Annotated in this window: 12 protein-coding genes; 8 read left to right on the forward strand and 4 right to left on the reverse strand. The window is 43.3% G+C overall.

Features of this window, described 5'->3' with window-relative positions; all coding sequences use genetic code 11:
- The first annotated feature begins 24 nt into the window (after positions 1-24).
- From JGK11_RS24290 to JGK11_RS24300, 3 genes are all read left to right on the forward strand, one after another.
- Entirely contained in the window at positions 25-189 is a 165-nt protein-coding gene (locus JGK11_RS24290; protein WP_293186328.1) for a hypothetical protein, read from the forward strand.
- Between the two features lie 271 nt (positions 190-460).
- On the forward strand, positions 461-3,970 hold the full coding sequence (locus JGK11_RS24295) for a hypothetical protein (RefSeq protein WP_293186327.1): 3,510 nt from the start codon (positions 461-463) through the stop codon (positions 3,968-3,970).
- The gene (locus JGK11_RS24300; protein WP_293186325.1) at positions 3,960-5,132 is read left to right on the forward strand and encodes a hypothetical protein; all 1,173 of its coding nucleotides are present in this window, start codon (positions 3,960-3,962) and stop codon (positions 5,130-5,132) included. Before JGK11_RS24295 ends, JGK11_RS24300 begins: the two co-directional genes overlap by 11 nt.
- A gap of 157 nt (positions 5,133-5,289) precedes the next feature.
- On the opposite strand, the gene JGK11_RS24305 is transcribed toward JGK11_RS24300, so the two are convergent.
- The 3 genes from JGK11_RS24305 to JGK11_RS24315 form a co-directional block, all read right to left on the reverse strand.
- Positions 5,290-7,404 carry a TIGR00300 family protein gene (locus JGK11_RS24305; protein WP_293213184.1) on the reverse strand — a complete coding sequence of 705 codons (2,115 nt, stop codon included), beginning with the start codon at positions 7,402-7,404 and terminating at the stop codon, positions 5,290-5,292.
- Positions 7,405-7,827: 423 nt separating this feature from the next.
- The gene (locus JGK11_RS24310) at positions 7,828-10,983 is read right to left on the reverse strand and encodes a PAS domain-containing protein (protein WP_293213186.1); all 3,156 of its coding nucleotides are present in this window, start codon (positions 10,981-10,983) and stop codon (positions 7,828-7,830) included.
- A 979-nt stretch (positions 10,984-11,962) separates the two neighbouring features.
- Positions 11,963-12,901 (reverse strand): glycosyltransferase, encoded by a 939-nt coding sequence (locus tag JGK11_RS24315; protein WP_293190123.1) that lies wholly within the window; start codon positions 12,899-12,901, stop codon positions 11,963-11,965.
- A gap of 308 nt (positions 12,902-13,209) precedes the next feature.
- Here JGK11_RS24315 and JGK11_RS24320 point away from each other — a divergent pair, with 308 nt between their 5' ends.
- Both JGK11_RS24320 and JGK11_RS24325 read left to right on the forward strand, forming a co-directional pair.
- Entirely contained in the window at positions 13,210-14,412 is a 1,203-nt protein-coding gene (locus JGK11_RS24320; protein WP_293179989.1) for an argininosuccinate synthase, read from the forward strand.
- Positions 14,413-14,681: 269 nt separating this feature from the next.
- Positions 14,682-15,308 (forward strand): Uma2 family endonuclease, encoded by a 627-nt coding sequence (locus JGK11_RS24325; protein WP_293213188.1) that lies wholly within the window; start codon positions 14,682-14,684, stop codon positions 15,306-15,308.
- Between the two features lie 39 nt (positions 15,309-15,347).
- On the opposite strand, the gene JGK11_RS24330 is transcribed toward JGK11_RS24325, so the two are convergent.
- A complete protein-coding gene (locus tag JGK11_RS24330) occupies positions 15,348-16,127 on the reverse strand; it encodes a pentapeptide repeat-containing protein (protein WP_293213190.1) in 780 nt (259 codons plus the stop codon).
- A gap of 366 nt (positions 16,128-16,493) precedes the next feature.
- Here JGK11_RS24330 and JGK11_RS24335 point away from each other — a divergent pair, with 366 nt between their 5' ends.
- The 3 genes from JGK11_RS24335 (at position 16,494) to JGK11_RS24345 (ending at position 18,774) form a co-directional block, all read left to right on the forward strand.
- On the forward strand, positions 16,494-16,907 hold the full coding sequence (locus tag JGK11_RS24335; protein WP_293213192.1) for a hypothetical protein: 414 nt from the start codon (positions 16,494-16,496) through the stop codon (positions 16,905-16,907).
- Between the two features lie 234 nt (positions 16,908-17,141).
- On the forward strand, positions 17,142-18,200 hold the full coding sequence (locus JGK11_RS24340) for a hypothetical protein (protein WP_293213194.1): 1,059 nt from the start codon (positions 17,142-17,144) through the stop codon (positions 18,198-18,200).
- Positions 18,201-18,261: 61 nt separating this feature from the next.
- Positions 18,262-18,774: a hypothetical protein gene (locus JGK11_RS24345; protein ID WP_293213196.1), complete on the forward strand. Its 513-nt coding sequence runs from the start codon at positions 18,262-18,264 to the stop codon at positions 18,772-18,774.
- Positions 18,775-18,860 lie beyond the last annotated feature (86 nt).

Raw genomic sequence — 18,860 nt, forward strand, 5'->3', positions numbered from 1 at the left:
AATTATCAAGTGCGATGTCGATAAATGGCGATCGTCCTGGTGAATGTATGCGCGATCTTATGTCCGGTGGCTCGATCGCAAAAACCGTTCGTAGTGCGGACTTCAGTCCGCATAATGCTGCGGACTGAAGTCCGCACTACGAACCTTACTTATTGCGGTCAATCGATCGGACATGATATGAAGTATTGAATCAAAAACCGCTTTCGCGTTGCGAGTCAGGAAGAAATCTCAGTCTGCCAACAACTGCCGTGCTGGGTTTCACCCCTCTTGTATTTTATGCTGTTCGTTGACGATAATAGTAAGAAATGACGATTTTCAGGAACTCCGGTCCTCAGGCTTGCGGGTCTGAGGTTTTTTATGGGAATATTACGAATAGCTTTCGGTAGGGTACTCAGTGGGAATCCTGCTTGTATTTACGCTTTGCTTGTATAGTATTTGGTAGAAAGCGAACATAACATCTATGGCTTATAGCAACAGCGAAACTGAGGGCAAATCTTTCTACCAATCCGAACCCTTAATCGCCCGGTTAAGAGGGATTATCCGAGATTATCCCGAAGGCGTTGGCATTATCAAAGAGTTGATCCAAAATGCTGACGATGCTAAAGCAACACGGGTAGAAATTACTCTGGATTGGCGTCACCATCAGGTCAAACAATTGCCTGACGATCGCATGATACAGCTCATGGGGCCGGCGATGCTCGTTTACAACGATCGCGTTTTTACAGATAAAGACTTTGACAGCATCCGCAGTCTCGGACAAAGTGAAAAAGCGCGAGACTTGCAGAAAACGGGTAGATTTGGCGTCGGGTTTAATGCCATATATCACGTTACAGATTATCCCAGCTTCGTTTCGCGCGATCGCATTATTTTTTTTGACCCCCACGGCGCAGCTATCCCCGGCACTTCCAGACAAGAACCCGGGCGCGAGTGGAATTTAGCAAACACTAAATGGTACGAAAAATATCCCGATTTTATGCAAGTCTACGCAGCGGGAGGATTGCCATTAGGAGAGACAAATTTTCAAGGCACTTTGTTTCGCTTGCCTTTAAGAACCGCAGAACACGCGAAAAATAGCGAAATTCGCAAACAAGCTTTCACCGAATCCAACATCAAAGAACTGCTAGACGAACTGATTAATTCAGGTGAAGAGTTACTGCTATTTTTGAAATCTGTTCAGGAAATTAGAGTTTACGAAATTCCCGCCAACAGTCAAGAAACTAGGCAAGAAATTCTCGCAATTGTTACCCAGAACCAGCAAGAAGTACGAGAAGCACGCCAACTCCTCCTCGATGCAATTCCCGATACACCAGACAAATTGCTGGAATTGTGCCACCATAATCCAGCAGGTTTAGTATCAGTTTCATACCGCCACGACATAGAAACAATTAGCCGGAATCGAAATACCAAATCAACTTGGAGAACAGTCAGTTTAATTCGGACAGACGAAGGCGGGGAGTTGGCAAAAGTCATACAAGCAATGTACGAAAGCCAAGAAAAAGTATTGCCTTGGGCGGGCGCTGCTGCAAGAATTAATGCTGTGAGTACCGAGGGAAATCCTCAACCTGTCAACGGAAAAGTTTACTGTTTTTTGCCGCTTCCCCTCGAAACCGGGCTACCTATTCACATTAATGGTTTTTTCAACTTAAATAGTTCGCGCGACAACCTCAGCAGCGACAGCGGACAAACTGGAAAAGATAGACCGAGATCTATTTGGAACCATCTACTCGCACAGCACGTTTTGTCCCACGCTTATGCTAATTTAATTGTTGATTTAGTGCAAGATATCGGCAGGTATCAGCCAGAGGGATTTTACAAGTTTTGGCCTGTTGGCAAAATTACTGTCAGCAAAGCTCTCGAAGAACTGCACCGCTGTGTCATACAGTTATTGTATCAGAGATTAGTTGTGCGATCGGCTGTAGAACACACTGTAACTGAACGTCAATTCAGCGGGGTAGCGATGTCACAAACAAAATGGGTGACACCTCCGACAGTTAAAAATTTACCCTCGAAAAAGTGGTGGGACGAATTATTAGCAGCAATGCGCGCCGACAATATCGACATTCCCGAACCGCCATTACCAGATTCAATTTTAGCAGCTTTTAAAGATGCAGGTTTGCCATTACAAACATTCACTCCGGCTAATCTGCGCCAGCACTTAACTGAAAACAAACAGCTAGGTGTGCCGTTGCAAGATGCACCGAAACCCAGCCTGCAAAATAGACAGTGGATTGCGAATATGCTGCGCTATTGCATCAGCGACAATCATCGAGATTTGCGCGGTTTGCCGCTAGCTATTCTCGCGAATAATACTTTACAAGTATTTGGTTACAACCCGATAGGCACTATTTACTTTTCCGAGGATACATCAAGGCAGATATTTGCCAATCATCTAGAATGGTTTTTGCACCGAGATTTAACTAATGTAGTGCCTCGACATAACATGATTGGTGTGTCAGAAATGAATGCTACAGAAGTAGCTAAAAAATTGATTCATGTCATTAGTTCAACGCAGTCAGAATGCGATTGGCAAGCTGATGCACTACATCCACCAAATACAGACTGGTTGACTCTCGTATACAATTATTTTTCTAATATCTCGCCTAGATATCTGTCGTCAGAAACAGTCGAGGAATTAAAGAAAGTTCCGCTGGTTCCGGGAAATGATGGTAAGCTCCACAAAGGAGGAACTGCGGGAACTCCTTTGTTGTGCGGTGATAATATTGCAGCGGAAATCATCGAGGCTGTACAGTATTTTGGGGTGACGCTTGTCCGAGCACCGGCAAAACTTGAAAGTGCGATCGCCCAATTTGCCCAAAGACACAAAAATCTGTTAGTCTATTTTCTGACAGGCCCAGATGTCCTAGACACGGTATCTTCGCGGTGCGATCGAGGTTTGCCGCCCTACCACCAACAGCATTATACATCTCTCCTCAACTTCCTAGCAGCTTCAGAACCAACAAATTACGACCAAGATAGCCTCCACAAGCTGCGTCAACTTCCAATTTACCCCACAACTTCCCACGAAATCGTTTCCCTCAACGATGAAAATGTCTACCTTCCGGGCGGCGGATACGAACCGCCGGAAATTGCAGGTACGTTGAGGCTTTTACGGACAGAAAAAAACCAAGAATGGCTGCGACTGTTCCAATTTTTGCAAGTTCCGGTACTCAATCGTGCTAGACTGATTCGCGAGTGTTTGTTACCTGAGTATGCCTCATTAGCGCCGGAAGAACAATTAATCGCGCTGGCGTGGATTCGAGAGCATCTCACTGAAGCTTATAAAGAACTAGAAAAGGCAGGAGAGGATGCTTTTTCATTCAAAGAAGAGCTGAAAAAGGCGCGTTTGGTACGCTGTAGCGATCGCAGATTGCGCTCTGTCGAACTAATTTACAATCCCGAAAGTCAAGTAATCCGCAACATTCTCGGAAATTTAGCAGCTATTCCAGATATGGAATTTTACTCGCAGGATTATCCACTGTGGCTCGAATTCTTTGAGAATTTGGGAATGCGAAAAACCTTGAGTGCAGATGACATTGTAGTTTGTGTTGACAATCTAATTCAAACTGCGAATCGTTCAGGTGCAGGCGCAGTAACCGATGCTTCGATTGCGGTTTTTAACTATATCATTGATAATTGGGATGCACTAAAATATACCTCAATTGGAAACACCAACAAAACACTGGCTGAAACACTCGCAGATAAACCTTGGCTTCCTGTTGAGCAAAATCCTCAAAAGTTAAGCCAATATCCCGCCGCTGCTATACCTGAACCGAGGTTGTATCGCGCTAAAGATGTCTGTTTCATTCAAGATGTTTGGTTAGTTGCAAGCCAAAAATTCGTATTTGCACGCCCTCAGCGGGATTTGCTGAAACCCGAAATCAAAACAGCACTTGGTTTTATGCCTGTAGATACAAGTACAGTTATTGACCACTTTGATACATTAATAAAAACTTGGGAAAATGACAGTTGAAATCACAATATCCGACGATTTAAACGCACAAATACAATCAGTCAAGGCAATTTACAAATATCTCGATGAGACTTTCATCAAAGGCAGTATTTCCAGCGAACAACGCCAGCATATTCAACAGCGTTTTGCTGGGCGTCAATGTCTGTGGGATGATTCTAGGGGCAAGTTTTGGCGGCCGAAACACGCTTTTTTGGATGACGTGCCTTTTTTCGGGAACCGTCGCACAACTATAGCTGTTTCTCATCCATTTTCCGAAGTCTATCAGCTTTTGGGGCAAGGGCGATCGCCCGTTGTGCAAGATTACCTAGATTTTCTCGAAGAATTAGCTGCCGAATACAGCAATACGCCGTTAAACGCAGCAGACAAAAACTATGCAATCGAGGTAATCAGTCGCCTAGAATCTCAACAGTCATTAGAAGGCCGTCCAGTTAAAAATCCACCGATTCTTACTGCAAACAACACACTTGCTCCCGCCTGTCAAGTTCTCATCCCGGACGCACCTTGGCGCAAAGATTATATTGACTCCAATCAGATACTGCACCAGCAAATCTCCCCAAAATTTGCCAAATTAGCCGGAAGTTTTTCTTTATTAAAAGATGTGATTGAACGTCCGGCGGCAGTCAAAAATGCCTTAAATGCTCAAAGTAATGATTGGTGTCGGGAATGGCAAAAAACTCTCAATTCTCCGGAATTAATCTCTGGTTTAAAGCGGCTGATTTTTCACGAGTATGACTCTGAACCAATCCTCGATATCGTCTGGATTGCTAAAGCTCAAGTTTTGCCAGCCAGTCAAATAGATGTAGATTTATTCTGGAAGGGTGAAACAAAAATCGCTTCAGCTATACCGGGAACTCAATACTTTGACGAGTTCAAGAAAATATTTCATATTATCAGCAGCGGTAGCAGATACATTATGCTATGCTATTTAGCAGAAAGTATTAACGCTCAACTCGGCGAATATGCAGTGCAAAATCTGCTCCCGTTAGCAAGTATTCTTGATGCTGAGCCTCATCATATTAATGGTTTGCTCAACGAGTTGCGAATTCGGTCTTTACCAAGCGATTTGTCTCCCGTCACCGCAGCTATTTCGGAAATTAAATCCCCTCCAAGTTCCAGCGGCGATAAAAAGGGCGATAGTTCAATTTATTGGGGCGCTTTTTGAGCGAAAATAATCAGCATTATCGGCTAAGGAAGGTGCTTGTGGCGCACCCTACCAGCCTCTATTATTCAGTCCCTCTGAGCTCGGACATTGTTTGTGTAGACGCGGTTTCAACCGCCGAGTCTACACGGTTTAAATCGCCGATTCTAAATCGATTCAGTTACACCGATTGAGTTACATGATGGCGGCTAGTCAATTTATCCAATTGATTCACCAACAAACTCAGGAACAATCCCACATCGGTGACAACTCCAGTAGATTCGATCGACCCCCGATCGCTCAATTTCGTCACCACAGCCGGATTAATGTCCACACAGACCATCTTTACACCCGCAGGAGTCATATTTCCCACACCGATCGAATGCAGCATAGACGACAGCATTAACACCATATCCGCGCCCCGTAACAGCTCAGTATACTCTTCTTGAGCCTTCACCAAATCCATTTGCGTGTCGGGAAGCGGCCCGTCATCGCGGATCGAACCAGCCAGCGAAAACGGTATATTATGCTTCACACACTCGTACATTACACCGCTAGTAATCACGCCTGCTTCAACGGTTTTAGCAATACTGCCATAACGGCGCACAGTGTTAATCATTTTCAAGTGGTGGCGGTGTCCGCCGCGCACAGCTACGCCGCGTTTCATGTCAACTCCCAAAGAAGTTCCCATGCTAGATTGTTCCATGTCGTGAACTGCGATCGCATTTCCACCTAACAATGCTTGTACGTAACCTTCGCGGATCAAATGCGCTAAATGTTCGCCGCCGCCGGTGTGAATCACCACAGGCCCCGCCGTCACCACAACTTTACCGCCCCGATCGCGAATTTGGCGCAATTCCCACGCTACTTGTTCCACTACCAATTCTACCCGGCGCTCGCTAGAAACGCTACCGGACATAAAGCTAAATTCTTGAGAATTGCGCTGTTCCCGCGATTCTGTTTTGCGGATAGTACGGATACCAACCACATCAACAACGACTTTTTCACCTATTTTTAAATCGCGCAACAATTTGCACGTAGCCACCGGGCCTTCTGCGGTTTCAGTAATTGCAACTGCACCATCCATCCGCTGATTTCGCGCTTTCACCCACTGACCGTTTACCCGCACTTCTGTAGGATAAATGGTACTAACGTAAAAGTCGTCTGGGCCGACACCATCTTGCACGACATCTTCTAAAATAGCGTCGCAAATCTCTTGCGGCGGTGGCACTGCACCCAAGTCAATCAGCAATCCCATGATTTCTTCCATCACATCGTGGGAAGGTGCCGAAACTTTCACATCCGCGGATGATGTGCTTTGGCGCTGTTCTCCTAAATTGAAATTGAGCACTTGGAAACTGCCACCGTTTTCGATAATTAAGTCTAAAGCGCGGCTGATTAAACCGGCATCAAGCAGGTGACCTTCCATGCGAATGGCACGGCTTTCTACCATCACGTTTGCCGATCGATCTTCTTGCACAGGTTCATTCACCCGCAGCGTCAAACACTTACAGGCGCCGCCCGCTTTCAAAAATTCGCTCATCGGCGTTTCAATGACTTTGAAGCCCGCTTGAGTGATGCGCGTTTTCAAGCCTTCGCTCACCTTGTTCATTACCACAACTTTGTCAATATTGACAGCATTGCAAGCAAAATTAGCGGCATCTGCTTCTTCGATCGCAATCCGTTTTTCCGGCGCTACTCGCATTTCAATTAAGCGGTTTGAGTAAGAGTCAAATGCTGCTGGATAGTAGAGCAAATATCCGCCTGTGAGCGGACAAAAACAGGTGTCTAGGTGATAGAAACGTTCGTCTACTAAACGCAGCGACAGCACTTCAATGTTCAGCCAGTTTGCTAGCAACGGATGCGAGTCGAGTTCGGAACGGAAGCCGTATCCTGCCCACAACCAGCGTCCTTCGCGATCGAGCAAAGCGTCACCAGCACCCTCAAACGGCAAGTCTTTCGGGAGTTCGTGCACGGTGAAACCTTGGTTTTCAAACCATGCTTTGAAATAGGGTTCTTCGCCTTGGCGTTCCTTGTGATAGAAGCGGCTGAGGACAAAAGTATTGCCTAAAAGTAAGCCAGCGTTGGCGGTGAACACCATATCCGGCCAGCCTTTTTCGGGCGGTACCAGGTCTACAACGGCGTTGTCTTTCAACACGTGGTAAAGTTTCTCCCACTGTTCGACGGCGCGATCGCGCGATGATTTGTGTACGTTACCCTCCATCCAAGGGTTAATCACGTAATCTACATCGTAGTGGTCGGGAGCGCACATCAGGAAGCGAATTGAGTCGGTCATAATTCAGTTAAAATGTGGTAGATGCTACAGACTTAAGTTGAGATAGTATGTATGAAATCAACTGTAAAATTCACTCCCAAGAGAAAGAGTGCAACGTCTAGCAGCGAAAAAAGTAGCTCTCAATTATATCACAGTTAGGTTAAAATCAAACTCAGCCACAGACGGTTTGCATGAAATATCGGATAAAATTTCAGGTTTTGACATTATTTTCGGTAAATTACTCTTCATAAAAGGTTCGTAGTGAGGACTTTAGTCCTTCTTTCTGAGGGGATCATCTCATTTTTGCAAAAAGCATTTTTTCTTTCATTTCTTTCAGTGCGAGCGTCCCGCTCGCGTGCTTTATAAAGCACGCGAGCGGGGACAGCACTACAAATGCAAAACTGAGATGCTCCCGAAAGAAGGACTTTAGTCCTCACTACAAACCTATTTTACTTTCAACTTTTTTTGCGAAATCGGCAGTTCGATCGCAAATTCTGTACCTCGGTCAACTTCTGAATGACACCACAAATTACCGCCATGGCGGTCTTTCACAATTTGGTAACTAATCGACAATCCCAAACCAGTGCCACTGCCGATCGGCTTTGTACTAAAAAATGGGTCAAACATCCTTGACTGAACCTCAGGACAGATACCGGGCCCGCTGTCAGCAATCCGCACGCACACTTGATTTTCGCTGCTGACTTCCGTAATAATGCGAATCTGATTAACTTTGTCATTACAGGCTGCTGATGACTCTTCCACAGCATCGATCGCATTTGACAGCAAATTCATAAATACCTGATTTAATTGCGCCGGATAACACTCAACATTGGGCAGTTCGCCGTAATTTTTAACAACTTGAATTTCCCGACGTTTTGGCTGTGACAGCAATCGATGCTGCAAAATCACCAAAGTGCTCTCTATCCCTTCATGAATATCGATTACTTTGCGCTCTTTTTCATCGAGTCTCGAAAAGTTTCGCAAGGACAACACGATCTGCTTAATTCTGTTAGCACCTGCTTGCATTGAAGCCAGCACTCTGGGGAAATCCTCAGCGATAAAATTCACTTCTATTTCTGCCAATCTTTCGGCAATTTCTGGCACTGGTTCGGGATAATTTTGCTGGTAAAGCTGGATCAATTTTACCAAATCGTTAGCGTACTGTGCGGCGGGAATAATATTGCCGTAGATGAAGCTGACGGGGTTATTAATTTCATGGGCAACTCCCGCCACCATTTGCCCAATACTTGACATCTTTGCGGCTTGAATCAGTTGTGATTGAGCATTTTTTAAGTATTCCAGAGTTTGTTCTAACTGTTGGGCTTTTTCTCGTTCTCGCTGTTCGCTATTTCGCAAACTTGCTTCGGCTTGTTTGCGATCGCTAATATCGATATGCGTGCCCGTCATCCGCAAAGGATTTCCCGAATCATCACGTTCCATCACCTTAGCTTGAGCCAAAATCCACTTCCATTCACCGATTTTTTTCAGCATCCGAAATTCTGCTTCGTAGGTCGGTTTTTTGCCTACCAGATGAGCATTTATCGCTGCTGTAGCCAGAGGCAAATCATCTGGATGTACAAGTCTTTCCCAGGCTGCATAACTATTTTCTATTTCCTCTACTTCATATCCCAGCATCGTCTTCCACCGTGAATTCAAATAGACTTCTCCCGTGGCAAGATTCCAATCCCACAATCCCGTCGCACTGGCTTCAAATGCCAGGTAAAAACGTTCTTCGCTAATTTGCAGCGCTGCTTCCGCTTCTTTGCGATCGGTGATATCCATTACTGTTCCAAACAGTTTAATTACTTCTAGGGATTTGTTAAAAATAGCTTCTCCCCTTGTTTCGAGGTATCTAATTTGACCGCTGGGATGCAAAATTCGCAACTCTTTTTTGTAGGAAGTTCCCTGTGAGATACCAAGGCTGACAGTTTGTTGAAACAACTCTCTGTCCTCTGGATGATACATCTGTAAAAGTTCGATATATGTCGGTTCAGGTGCGGCTGAGTCCAGACCAAAAATGCGGAATACTTCTTCCGACCAAATATTTTTATTGGTGACGAGATCGAATTCCCAATTGCCGATATGGGCAATTTTCTGGGCTGCTGCTAGACTAGCTTCGCTTTGTTGCAATTTAAGTCGCTGCTCTTTATCTTGTTCCAGAAGATTGGCTTGAGCGATCGCAATTCCCATTTGTGCAGCGACAGCTTTCAATAATCTGATCTCATTTTGCGTCCAGTGGCGGGGCTCATCGTACTGGTGCAAGCACATCATTCCGTTGGGTTTTCCCTGGTAGGAAGTGCGGATGGCTATCATCGACTTCAAACCTATTTGACGGCACAAATCAGTAACATTTTCCAGCAGCGGTTCAGCAAAAACATCGTCAGAAACTACAGGTTTATCTTGAGACAACACCAACTGAGCGTGAGGATTTCCCAGGACGGGAATTTCTACTACATCGCACAGCGTTGCTGATTCAGATTTCCTGTACTGAGTCATACAATAGATGCGGGGCAGTGGGTGTTCTTTGTAGGTGTGAATCAAGCAAGAATCGGCATTAAAAACTCGACCTATTTGAGCAGCCGCTGTTTGATAAACTTGGTCTTGCTTTAAGCTGTAGCGAATTTCGAGAGTAATTGTTTCTAGCAGAAATCTTTGCTTGATTTGCCGCTCCAAAGCAGACAAAGCTGTTTTAAGATCGAATTCTGCTTGTTTGCGATCGCTAATTTCAGTAGCAGTTCCCAGAATTTTCCAAGGTTTGCCCTCCACCGTCCTTGAAAACACCGTATCCCGGCTAAAAAACCAGCGAAATTCACCATTTTTGTGTTCTATTCGGTATTCAAACTCAAAGCTTTCACCATCTTTTGATGTCTGAATCCTCCTCATATGTTCTGAGAATGCTGGCAAATCGTCAGGGTGTATTAAGTTAGGAAGAAATGCTGCTGGCATTTGCTGTATTTCTTCCAGCGAGTAGCCAAGATCGATATATAGTTCGCGATTGAGATACAGAATTCGCTGTTCTATCACATCGTAAACGTACAAAACATTAGGATTCATTTTAATTACTGCCGACAGCCATTGCTGACTTTCTCGCAGTTGTGCTTCGACCCGCTTGCGTTCTTCTATTTCTGCTTCCAGCCGCGCATTTTGTGCTACTACTTGCCGAGAAAGCCTGCTCAGATGCATTTGACTTTCGACGCGAGCGACCAATTCTTCTATTTGAAATGGTTTAGTAATGTAGTCTATAGCTCCCAGCGAAAAAGCTTTAACTTTATCAAAAGTTTCATTTAAAGAGCTGATAAAAATTACAGGAATATCTTTGGTTTCAGGAGCAGCTTTTAGCTGTTTGCAGACTTGATAGCCATCTATACCGGGCATCATAATGTCCAGCAAAATTAAATCCGGTGGAGTCGATCGCGCAAACTTAAGGGCTAATTTTCCATCTAGTGTTGGCCGCACTTGATATCCCCGCTCGGACAACAACTTGGATAAAAGACGCAAGCTTTCTGGGTGGTCGTCAACAATTAAAATGTTTTGTTTTAAGCCAGATATTTCAGATTTTTTTGTTGTTATTTTGGCGTATTTTTGGTCAATTTTATTCACGATAACCCCTCAGAGTCTTAGGAATATCTACGCAGCTTTTCTATCTATAGCGTTTACTATTTTGTTTTCATATGATAATTTTGCTGCGTAATATAGTGTGTATTAATCAAATTGTAAGAATCATTAAAGCGCAAGTGCTTATAGGTAGAACTATGAGCTTGCGGCAACAATAAAATTGGGTAGATGTTGATTTATGGCGCGAATTTGAGCAGTATAAGTTTCTATCAGCTCCGCATCCTGTTTATCAATCGCTGGTCATTCTATTTTAGATTGGAGATTTCGGGATCAGACGTTCGATCAGGGAAATCGTCCAACGATTTTAGATTTACAAGGGTAGATGAATCTGGGAGATTGAACTTTTATCTAAAATTTTGGAATGCTCGTGACAGAAGAATGTGAGACGGTATCCGTTTTTGGACAGGAGTCAATGAGTGGCTGTATGCGATGCTTTTATTAGCTATGGCAGCATAAATCAGACACACAGCTTCCCTTTTGTGCTATGCCAGTGGCACTGTCCGATCGCCTGCCAACATAGCGCACCCCTTAATTTGTATTCAGTCTATCAAAAATGTCTGCATCTTTAATTCTTTGTTTCAGCAAATTATTGCAGGCGATCGAGAAAACAGCCGATATTCCTCAAATCAGGCATAAATCCGGCAAATTTCATTAAATATAAAATTCAAACAGTGATTAGAACGCGGTTTCGCTACTATTGGGCTAGTTGCTCAATGTTTGTTTTTAAGTATATCTACTGGCTCTGCACGGCAAGCAAATCGAGCCTGACAACCTGCTACCGTATCTTAAGTTTTGTTGAGGCGTTGGCGCGATCGCCTGTACAGCATCTAGATTGTCTGCGATCTTAAAGGAGGAGAGGATTTGACGAGTAGGGAATAGGGCCTTGAAATCTACAATTTAAATGCCGTACAGCTTACTCATCAGTCAATATCAATCTAAAATCTAAAATCTAAAATGGCACGATCTATGGCATCTTTGTAGGAGCGTGCAATTCATCGCAAGCAGCATACACGGCTTTGACATTATACCAATTCAGAAAAATTCGAGCAATTTCTAAAGCTAACTGCGACTTACCTCGGTCAATCAACCACTGCAAAAAAGGTTTCATAGTGCGCTCGTTCAGCATCCCGCCCAAAGATAAAACTCCCCACAGTATTTGGTGCAAAACAGTCATTTGAATCATCAGCCGCACTTCCCAAGTGGGGTGTTTTTGATAAAACAAAACTCCCATTCTTCCGCGCTGAATTTCTCGGTCAATCATCCCAGGAATTTGCTCTAAACTAAAAGGTGGATGCCAGTGATAGCCAACAGCAGTCGGACATTTAATCAATTTTAAACCTAATTTTTTCAACCTGACACCCAATTCTAAATCTTCCCATCCGTAAAGTTGAAAGCGAGTGTCAAATAGTCCAGCTTCCAGTAGCCAGTGACGGGCGATGCCGACATTTCCCGTGGCAAAATAAGCAGCCGAAAAATCAGTTATTTTGTAAGGTTCGGCAGTGGGATTGTCGAAATTGCAAGTATTAATCACGCTGCCGTAAGTAAAAACCGCATCAGTATCTTTGTAAGCCTGTAGCAAAGCATCTGCGTGTGCTTGCAAAAAATCCTTTGTAACGACTAAATCGCTATCAATAAAAATAATTGTCTCGCCTTTAGCATCTTCAACGCCCAAATTCCTGGCGGCGGCGGGGCCTTGATGAGATTGACAGATCGATCGCACGTGCGGCAAAAACTCAGCATCTGCGGCCAACCAGTCGATCGTCCCGTCCGTCGAACCGTCATCGACTACAATCACCTCATAATCTGTGACAATGTTATCAAACTGCTGATTTTCTAGAGCCAGTAGACATTTTGCCAAAATCGGTTTACGATTGTACGTCGGAATCACAACACTAAAAAACACGGCTTTACCCCATCGCCACAGTTACCGTATCCCACGGTAGCAGATTTTTCGCAGCAAGTCCTCAGAAAAATAGGCAAGTTGAGCAAAAAAAGAATATCTAAATCTGTACTATTTCTGACAAGAATCGAGGTCAATTAGGTGCATAATACAAAGTTGGTTAAATATCACATCTTGCACCATTATCCAGAACAGGCAAGATGCCTGTTCCACAAAAATTTAATTTTATGGTGGGGTGGGCATCTTGCCCGCCCTAAAAAGCTTAGTGATAATGGTGCAAGATGTCAGTTAAATTCAGGATGTAAATAGCAATGAGTCGCGCTAAAAAAGTTGTGCTAGCATATTCCGGCGGAGTCGATACTTCTGTCTGCATTCCTTACCTGATGAAGGAGTGGGGAGTCGAAGAGGTAATTACTCTGGCGGCGGATTTGGGACAGGGAGATGAATTAGAACCCATCCGCAAGAAAGCTTTAGCATCTGGTGCTTCGGAATCTTTGGTGATTGATGCTACGGAAGAATTTGTCAAAGATTATGCCTTCCCAGCAATTCAAGCTAACGCGCTTTACGAAAATCGGTATCCGCTATCTACGGCGCTAGCGCGCCCGCTGATTGCTAAATTGTTGGTAGAAGCTGCCGAAAAATACGGTGCGGATGCGATCGCCCACGGTTGTACTGGTAAGGGAAATGACCAAGTACGGTTCGATGTGTCGATCGGCGCACTGAATCCCAAGATTAAGATTTTAGCACCAGCGCGGGAATGGAAAATGAGCCGCGAGGAAACCATCGCCTACGGTGAAAGATGCGGTATTCCGTCGCCGGTGAAGAAGTCTTCACCTTATAGTATCGATCGCAATTTGTTAGGAATGGCGATCGAAGCCGGCATTCTCGAAGATCCTTGGGCGGAACCGCCGGAAGAGGTATTTTTGATGACAAAGGCGATCGAACAAACTCCCGACACACCCGAATACATCGAAATCGGTTTCGACTGCGGAAAACCAGTCAGTTTAAACGGCAAAGAATTAGCACCAGTCGCCCTAATTACCCAACTCAACGAAATAGCTGGAAATCACGGAGTCGGGCGCATCGACATGATTGAAAACCGTGTAGTCGGGATTAAATCGCGGGAAATTTACGAAACACCAGCGATTTTAGTTTTGATGCACGCGCACCGAGACTTAGAAAGTTTGACTTTGACAGCAGATGTCACGCGATACAAGCGCGGCATCGAAGAAACCTACAGCCAAATGATTTACAACGGCCTTTGGTACAACCCTTTAAAAACAGCTTTAGACGCATTTATTCTAGACACGCAAAAGCGAGTAACTGGAACCGTGCGCCTAAAAATGTTCAAAGGAAACGCCACAATTGTCGGCCGCAAATCAGAAAATTCGCTGTACAGTTTCGACTTAGCAACCTACGGCGCCGAGGACGAATTCGATCACAAAGCAGCCGAAGGATTTGTCTACGTTTGGGGACTACCAACCCGCATTTGGTCGGAGAAGAATCGGGGTTAGAATGTGTTAACAGGACTTGTGCAAAGAAACCGGGTTTCTATCAAAAATCTTTGCTTTCTAAACTAGAGATTTAGGAAGAAACCCGGTTTCTGGCCTCGGCATCCAGCAAGACTGACAAACAAAGTCCCAGCAGAGTGGGACTAAGAGTAAGGTGGGCAATGCCCACCTTATTTGTTAAAATATGGATCAAATAATTTAAAAATCCTAGTGGGTTTGGTACAATAGAAGTGGTCTGAATCTAGTATCATAAAAAACTCAATATAAAGCCAATGGTTGCAAATCAAAGCCAAAATTACATCTCGCCGGAAGAGTATCTGAAATTAGAAGAAATCAGCCAGATTAAACATGAGTATATTCAGGGCGAAATCTATGCAAGGGCTGGTGCAAGCGATGCTCATGTGACTGTCGCCGGCAACTTATTAGCATTGTTGAGAAATCATGTTCGGGGTAGTGGCTGTCGTGCTTATATGTCAGACATGAAAGCTAGGATTGAATCTAGGAATATTTACTACTATCCCGACGTGATGGTAACGTGCGATGAACGGGACAAAGCATTTCAATCTTTTAAAAGACATCCTTGTTTAATTATCGAGGTTTTGTCAACAGGAACTGAAGGATTCGATCGCGGAGATAAGTTTGCTGACTATCAGGAGTTAGAAACGCTTCAGGAGTACGTATTGATTAGTCAAAAGCGGCAGCGGGTTGAGTGTTTTCGCCGCAATGCTGAGGGGTTGTGGGTTTTGTATTCTTACACCCAAGGAAGCGAAATTCACTTGGCTAGTGTTGACTTTCGCACTAGCATGGATGCGATCTATGAGGATGTAATCTTTACCAACGAAAGTCAGTCGGCGATTGAAATCGCGACTACACAAACGAAGTCCGCCTTCGCGGACTGAAGAATAGAATGGATATTATGGTAGGATTTGGTATCATAGCTATGCCTGACTTAATATTTCCAAAAACTCCTGTACAACTAGATCGGGTTGTTCGCTGCATCGGGTAGCATCGTAATGTTTGACAAGACTGATGCCAGAATCTATGAAAAGCCCGCACATTTCATCTTCTGTTGCGTTTTGATCCGATGATTCGCTGTCAATTTTCAGCATCCCTAACTTGTTTTGGTGGAAGATCAGAAAGTCAGCTTCTAGATTCTGCCTACCTTCCGGTGTTGCGAGTCGGAGTTGGGAGTTGGGGATGAAGAGAGTGGATGTGCGATCGAGCATTTCGGCAATTTTCACTTGTGCGTCGGAGTGAAAGCGAAAACCGTTCCAGTTAATTTCGTTTTCTGAGTCAGATAATTCAGTTTCATTATCAGAAGTTGTTGTTTTATCTAAGTCTGTTTGAACATAATCAGCTTCATTTAAGTTTGCGAATAATCTAGCTCCACTGAGGTTTGCTCCGCTGAGATTAGCACCAGTGAGATTAACTTCGATGGTTAGATTTCGCTGTAGATTCACTTTACCTCGTCCTAAGTATCGTTTCAATACTGACTTGAGATTATCTTTTTTAACTTTTTCTTCTAGTGCTTTTGAAAGTAGTTTCCATAGTTTAGCACCAGCATCTTTGATATAATCATATTCATATTCAGCACTGGCTGCAATTTCTTTATAAGACCGCCCTTCCCAGGATTGACGAAACACTAGCTCTTGAACTTTGTTGAGGCGATCGTAGTTGAGGGCTGTTTCTGCGATCGTGATGGCTTCGTCAACAGTCATGTGTTAAAGTCTCCTCACACCTAAAACCTTTGCAATACTAGATTGACTAGATTATACCGCAATAGTCAGTCCTGGACGCATCAATACCAAAGAAACCGGGTTTTTCACCGATATTAAAGGCTATGATGCAATATTTTCGTAAAAAAACCCGGTTTCTGCCTAAGTCCTAAAAGTCTAACCACTTGGTGTATACCCTTAATTATTACTTTTTTATTACTTTTTTATTACTTTTTTATGTCTTAAGACTGATGTGTATTTGCTAAACTGGAATGTAATCACTACAAAAAGTGTTCACCCTTAAGTCTTGTACCAAACCTTAGTCTAGGTTGATTTTTGCTGACTATTAACTGAGTAATAGGAAGTTTCATGTTAAATCAAAAGTTCGTAACATTCAGTTTAATTGCCTTATCTTACCTTGGTAGTGTAGGAGTATTGTCTACTTTAACTACGGGTTGTGACTTAATTAAACAAGATAAATCGCTATCTGCAAGTAAAGCAGAAAAAATAGTGAATAAATGGAAATCTTCTCGAAGTGGAACCATTCAGATATTAGGAGTACGCGAAAATCCCGATAATACTGCTGTAGCTACATTACAGGCTTCCAATTTAATAGTTAAAACAGACTTTCTTGGCACAATAACGGAGAAAAATTTTTCCGGGCCGGGCGAAGCTAAATTCTCGCGCTATACCGATGGAAGTTGGGCGCTCACAGGATTGTTTTTTGGCAATGATATATTGGATAGCTTTTGGTTTAAGGATCTCAATATAAAAGATGATTAGGTGAAACTTGGCAAAAAGCAAGGGTACTAGCTTGATGTCGCTCTCAAGAACATCAGGCTAGTTATTAGAAATAGTCCTGGACGCAAGGGAGGTCAGAAACCAGGTTTTTTTACGATAATCCTTCGTTATAGCCCGCAGATTAGGTGAAAAACCCGGTTTCTTTGGTCTTGATGTGTCCAGGACTGAGAAAGTAATGTAACAGACCAACAATTATTAGGATAAGAGGAAATATTAATGTCATCAGGTGGTAGCGGTGGTAGCGGTGGTAGTGGCGTACATTGGGTAGCAATAACAGGGGTTCTAGGTGTTACAGGCACAATTATTGCTTTAGCAGCCTTTCTTTTTGGAGACCCACTACTGTGTAATTTGAAAGGTGTGGATGTTGGTTTTCTGAAATGTGATAATAATCTACCAGACAATCCAACCCCACCACCCAGCCCTAAATCTCCCCCTCCACCTGAGTCTCCTAAACCAGATCCTACTCCTTCATCGTCACCAACATCCACTTCTTCTCCAGCACCACAAACTCCAGCGCCAGTCTCGCCATCGCCAACTCCAGCGCCAGTCTCGCCATCGCCAACTCCAGTAAAAGTATCTGTTGATGAGAAGCCCTGCACAGTAGAGCAAAATGGCAGTACCGCAAACCTTGGTTCTTTGGAGGGTTCTTGCCCCTTCGCTGGTAATGTTAGCTCTAATAATTTAGAGAATCGTTACCGTTTTAAGATAGATAATCCCAGTAATATCAGCCTGTTTTTAGATGATGTGAATAGCGAAGTAGAAATGATTTTATATTCAGATAAAGATGGCACGGGAGTAATTGAATATCAACTTGAAAATACATCTGCCATTAAGTCAAAAACAGGAATGATTCAAAAAGAATTGGGTGTGGGTAGTTACATTATTGTTGTGAAATTGAAAGCTAGAGAAACTCCCTATTCACTTCAAATAATTAACAATACAAGCCAAATCCAAAATGTTGGTTATTTAGAAGAAAAAACCATCTCTAAGAATGGCAGTATTAGTTTAAATAATCGAGAGAAATTTTACAGTTTTCAACTAGCAAATCCCAGCAGCATTACTCTGTCTTTAGGTGGCGTGAATAGCGAAGTAGAAATGATTTTATATTCAGATAAAAATGGTACTGGAGTAATTCAATATCAACTTGACAATATATCTGCTCTCAACTCAAAGCCCGGAATAATTAAAAGCAATTTAAGAGTAGGTAATTACATTGTTCTTGTGCGGTCAAAAATTAGAGACACCGATTACACTCTTACTATGTCTGCTCCTTAGTTAATCCTTGAATTTCAATTTAATCGTCAATCTCTGCTCTAACTACCCAAAAGTAATTACTATGACTCTAACTCAAAAAAAATCTAACCTTGCACCTTGGAAATGGGCATTAATTGGTGCTGGTTCGACAGTATTATTAGCGCTAGATGGCTTTGAATTCTGGAATCTAATCAATCCTAAAATTTTTTCAACTTCTGTAGCTACTGCTATTCCTCAAAACTCTGTTGCTAAAAAATTGATAGGTCAATGGCAAACAAAAATTTCAGGTCAGCCTTTAATATTAATTCTTACACAAGAAGGGAAGTTATTTCTGTTGGATACACCTACTTCAGCTACCGAAATGAAGTATCAGATTAACTTAGCTCCTCAACCAAAGAATCTGGATATGTTAGTAGGAACTAAAATTATTGCCAGGACAATTTTTGAGCTCACGGCAGATGGTCAGTTGCGTTTAGAATTAGATAATATTGGAGAATCTAGACCCACATCTTTTAGTCCTAATGTAAGGATATTTCGGAAAATATCTGAACAAACGACACTGCCTGCAAATGTTAGAGTAGTTAGGGCTTGCTGAAAAATCAATCACATATTGCGTGGCATAGGTTTAGATGGCGCGAGGGAGAAAAAAGTGCAAGATAAACAGGTAATATAGATCAAAAC

Origin of the sequence: Microcoleus sp. PH2017_34_RAT_O_A (assembly GCF_020737885.1) — a bacterium.
In the GTDB taxonomy this organism is placed as follows: Bacteria; Cyanobacteriota; Cyanobacteriia; order Cyanobacteriales; family Microcoleaceae; genus Microcoleus.

Bases quoted from the DNA above. Each gene is read 5' to 3' on its own strand.
- JGK11_RS24295 (WP_293186327.1), top strand. From the start codon at position 461: ATGGCTTATAGCAACAGCGAAACTGAGGGCAAATCTTTCTACCAATCC.
- JGK11_RS24320 (WP_293179989.1), top strand. From the start codon at position 13,210: ATGAGTCGCGCTAAAAAAGTTGTGCTAGCATATTCCGGCGGAGTCGAT.
- JGK11_RS24335 (WP_293213192.1), top strand. From the start codon at position 16,494: ATGTTAAATCAAAAGTTCGTAACATTCAGTTTAATTGCCTTATCTTAC.
- JGK11_RS24325 (WP_293213188.1), top strand. From the start codon at position 14,682: ATGGTTGCAAATCAAAGCCAAAATTACATCTCGCCGGAAGAGTATCTG.
- JGK11_RS24290 (WP_293186328.1), top strand. From the start codon at position 25: ATGGCGATCGTCCTGGTGAATGTATGCGCGATCTTATGTCCGGTGGCT.
- JGK11_RS24340 (WP_293213194.1), top strand. From the start codon at position 17,142: ATGTCATCAGGTGGTAGCGGTGGTAGCGGTGGTAGTGGCGTACATTGG.
- JGK11_RS24345 (WP_293213196.1), top strand. From the start codon at position 18,262: ATGACTCTAACTCAAAAAAAATCTAACCTTGCACCTTGGAAATGGGCA.
- JGK11_RS24330 (WP_293213190.1), bottom strand. From the start codon at position 16,127: ATGACTGTTGACGAAGCCATCACGATCGCAGAAACAGCCCTCAACTAC.
- JGK11_RS24305 (WP_293213184.1), bottom strand. From the start codon at position 7,404: ATGACCGACTCAATTCGCTTCCTGATGTGCGCTCCCGACCACTACGAT.
- JGK11_RS24300 (WP_293186325.1), top strand. From the start codon at position 3,960: ATGACAGTTGAAATCACAATATCCGACGATTTAAACGCACAAATACAA.